Here is a 2,915-nt window from a genome sequence, read left to right as displayed (position 1 = left end):
GCCCCCTCCCATCGGGATGGTTTCTTCATGCCGGATGATCCCGAGGGGAGCGGGATCATCCGGCATGAAGAAACCATCCCGATGGGAGGGGGCGGGACTTAGGCCGCCTTCTTGGCGACGTGCTTCTTCACGTGATGCTTCTTGACGTGATGCTTGCGGTGCTTCTTCAGGTGATGCTTGCGGGCGTGATGCTTGTGGTGCTTCTTGTGCTTCTTGTGATGAGCGACCTTGGCTGCGGGCTTCGCCGTCGCGGTGGCCGCGGCCGGAGCAGCGGTCGTGGTGGTTGCGGCAGCCGTGGTCGCAGCGGCGCTGGCTTCGGTGGTGCCGAGTGCCGGCACCGCGAAAGCGAGCGCGACGGCCAGGCCGAGAACGGAGAGGAGGCTCTTTTTCAAAATCGGCATTTCCTTTTTCGAAGATCGGGTTGTCGCTGGCCGCACTCGGCTGCTTCGGGAACGGGTTATGCCACCCGGTCTTTTCGCGAGTTTTTCCCGACTGTTGAATCTTGTTTCTGGATTGTGTCGGGGAGGGCCGTTGCTGGCTGCGGTGTTCCGGGCCGCCCAAAGGGAACTGGCGGGTCCATTCCTGTGCCGCATCGTGCAACGAAAGGATTCTATTCCAGCAAATCGACTGGGCGCGGCAGAGGGAATGTCGCATTCTGATTGCGAAGAGCTTGAGAGAACAACATGACCGGCACGACAGATCACTCCGGCAAGGTCGCCCTCGTCACCGGCGGCAACGGCCGCATCGCGTTTGAGACAGCCCGCCGGCTCGCGGCGCTCGGCTTCACCGTACTCGTCGGTGTGCGCGACCTCGCCAAGGGCGAGGCGGCGGCGAGGAAGCTCGGCGGCAATGTCGAAGCCATCGCGCTGGATCTCGCCGCGCCTGATGGACCGGCCCTCGCCGCAGCCGAGGTGGAGCGCCGTTTCGGTCGGCTCGACGTACTCGTCAACAACGGCGCCGTCCATTACGCCCTATCCGCTCGGGCGCTGAGGCCTGACCGCACGTTGGGCGGCAAGACCTTCGAGACCTATGTCGTGGGCGCCTGGCGGATGGCCTTCGCCTTCGTGCCACTGCTCAGCGCCTCCGGTCATGGCCGGCTGGTCATCGTTTCTCCCGAGGCTGGTTCGCTGGCCTCGATGAACGCCGGCGCGCCGGCCTACGCGACCGGAAGGGCGACGCTCAATGCGCTCACCCGCATCCTCGCGGCCGAACTGCGCGGCGCCGGTGTCCTGGTCAACGCCATCAGCCCTGACTGGGTGGAGGCCGACAAGGGCAAGCCTGACGGCCGCCCGGTCGCGCCAGGGGCGGCCGGCATCGTCTGGGCCGCGACCTTGCCGGACGATGGCCCGACCGGCGGCTTGTTCCGCAACGGCAAAAGGCTGCCGTGGTGAGCGGATCTGCTCACCCCACCGGCACCTCCAGCCCCACCTTCACCCGGTCCATGGCGACGAACGTGCGGAAGCGCTTGACGTTGTTGTTCTCGAAGAACAGTTTTCTCGTCAGCGCCTCGTAGTCGGCCATCGTCGCCACGGTGACGACCAGGATGAAGTCGGCCTCGCCGGTCACGTAATAGCACTGCTGCACTTCAGGCACCTCGGCGAAGCCGCGCTTGGCGGCGTCGATCAGCTCGGCGCGCTCGCTCTCGACCTCCACCTCGACGAAGATCGTGATCGGGTGGCCGACCTTGGCCGGGTCGACCAGCGCGACATTGGCGCGGATGACGCCGGTCTCCTCCATGCGCTTGATGCGTCGCTGCACGGCCGGCGCCGACAGGTTGACCGTCGCGCCGATGACCCGCTGCGGCGTGGTGTTGTCCTTCTGCAGGATGGCCAGGATGGCGCGGTCGAAAGCGTCGAAGTCGGGCAAAACGGACATAGCGAGGTCCAAAACGAAACAAACTTGCATCTAAAGCGGCAAAATAGAGCGCCTTTCTCGCTCGCCTTGCAATAAATTTCAGCCATCAAGACGGAGAAACGCCGATCCATGTTCCTGCTCAACCGCCACCCGGACCATCGCCATCCGCTGACCCCGCAGGATGCCGCTATGCTTGGGCTCGCCGGCGTCGAGGCGGCCGAGCGCTTCCTTGCCGCGCGTGACAGCCAGGCCGAGACGCCGCTGCACGCCCTGCCGGCGCTGGCGGGCGAACTCGGCATTGGTGCGCTCCACATCAAGGATGAGGGCAAGCGCCTCGGCCTCGGCAGCTTCAAGGCGCTGGGTGGCGCCTATGCCGTCATGCATCTGGTGCTGGAGGAGGCCGGCAACCGGCTCGGCCGTTCGGTCGATGTTGCCGAACTGCATGGCGCTGACGTCAAGGCGATTGCCGCCGGCATGACTTTCGCCTGCGCGACCGACGGCAATCACGGACGTTCGGTGGCGCAGGGCGCCGGCCTTGTCGGCGCGCGGTCCGTCATCTTCGTCCATTCAGGTGTCAGCAACGAACGCGTGGCGGCCATCGCCCGCTTCGGCGCCGAGATCGTGCGCATAGCCGGCGACTACGACCAGTCGGTCAGGGAAGCCGCGCGCGTCGCCGCCGAGCGCGGCTGGACCGTCGTCTCCGACACGTCCTGGCCGGGCTACGAACGGATACCGGGACTGGTGATGCAGGGCTACACCGTGATCGTGCGCGAAGCGCTGAGGCGCTTGCCCAAGTCGCCCACCCATGTCTTCCTGCAGGCCGGCGTCGGCGGCTTTGCCGCGGCGGTGGCCGGCCATCTCGCCATCGTGCTTGGCGAGCATCGCCCGAGGGCAGTCGTGGTCGAGCCCGCGCGGGCGGCCTGCGTCTACGCCACCGCAAAGGCCGGACGGCCGGTCGCGATTGCGCACACCAAGCCCACGGTGATGGCGATGCTCGAATGCTACGAGCCCTCGCTCGTCGCCTGGCGCGTGCTGTCGCGGATCGGCGATGCTTTCATGAC

Annotated in this window: 4 protein-coding genes; 2 read left to right on the top strand and 2 right to left on the bottom strand. The window is 66.3% G+C overall.

All coding sequences use genetic code 11. From position 1 onward, the window contains the following. Positions 1-98: 98 nt before the first annotated feature. Positions 99-392, bottom strand: a complete 294-nt coding sequence (locus EOA33_RS30565; protein ID WP_127407343.1) for a hypothetical protein — start codon at positions 390-392, stop codon at positions 99-101. Positions 393-683: 291 nt separating this feature from the next. Here EOA33_RS30565 and EOA33_RS30560 point away from each other — a divergent pair, with 291 nt between their 5' ends. After that, the gene (locus EOA33_RS30560) at positions 684-1,391 is read left to right on the top strand and encodes an SDR family NAD(P)-dependent oxidoreductase (RefSeq protein WP_127407342.1); all 708 of its coding nucleotides are present in this window, start codon (positions 684-686) and stop codon (positions 1,389-1,391) included. Between the two features lie 10 nt (positions 1,392-1,401). Here EOA33_RS30560 and EOA33_RS30555 read toward each other — a convergent pair whose 3' ends face one another. Continuing rightward, a complete protein-coding gene (locus tag EOA33_RS30555; protein WP_127407341.1) occupies positions 1,402-1,875 on the bottom strand; it encodes an Lrp/AsnC family transcriptional regulator in 474 nt (157 codons plus the stop codon). A gap of 108 nt (positions 1,876-1,983) precedes the next feature. On the opposite strand from EOA33_RS30555, the gene EOA33_RS30550 reads away from it, so the two are divergent. Then, a partial coding sequence (locus EOA33_RS30550) for a diaminopropionate ammonia-lyase (RefSeq protein ID WP_127407340.1) occupies positions 1,984-2,915 on the top strand: 932 nt, incomplete at its 3' end.

The organism is Mesorhizobium sp. M4A.F.Ca.ET.050.02.1.1 (assembly GCF_003997725.1).
In the GTDB taxonomy this organism is placed as follows: Bacteria; Pseudomonadota; Alphaproteobacteria; order Rhizobiales; family Rhizobiaceae; genus Mesorhizobium.
This window is presented reverse-complemented; position numbering and strand designations above follow the sequence as displayed.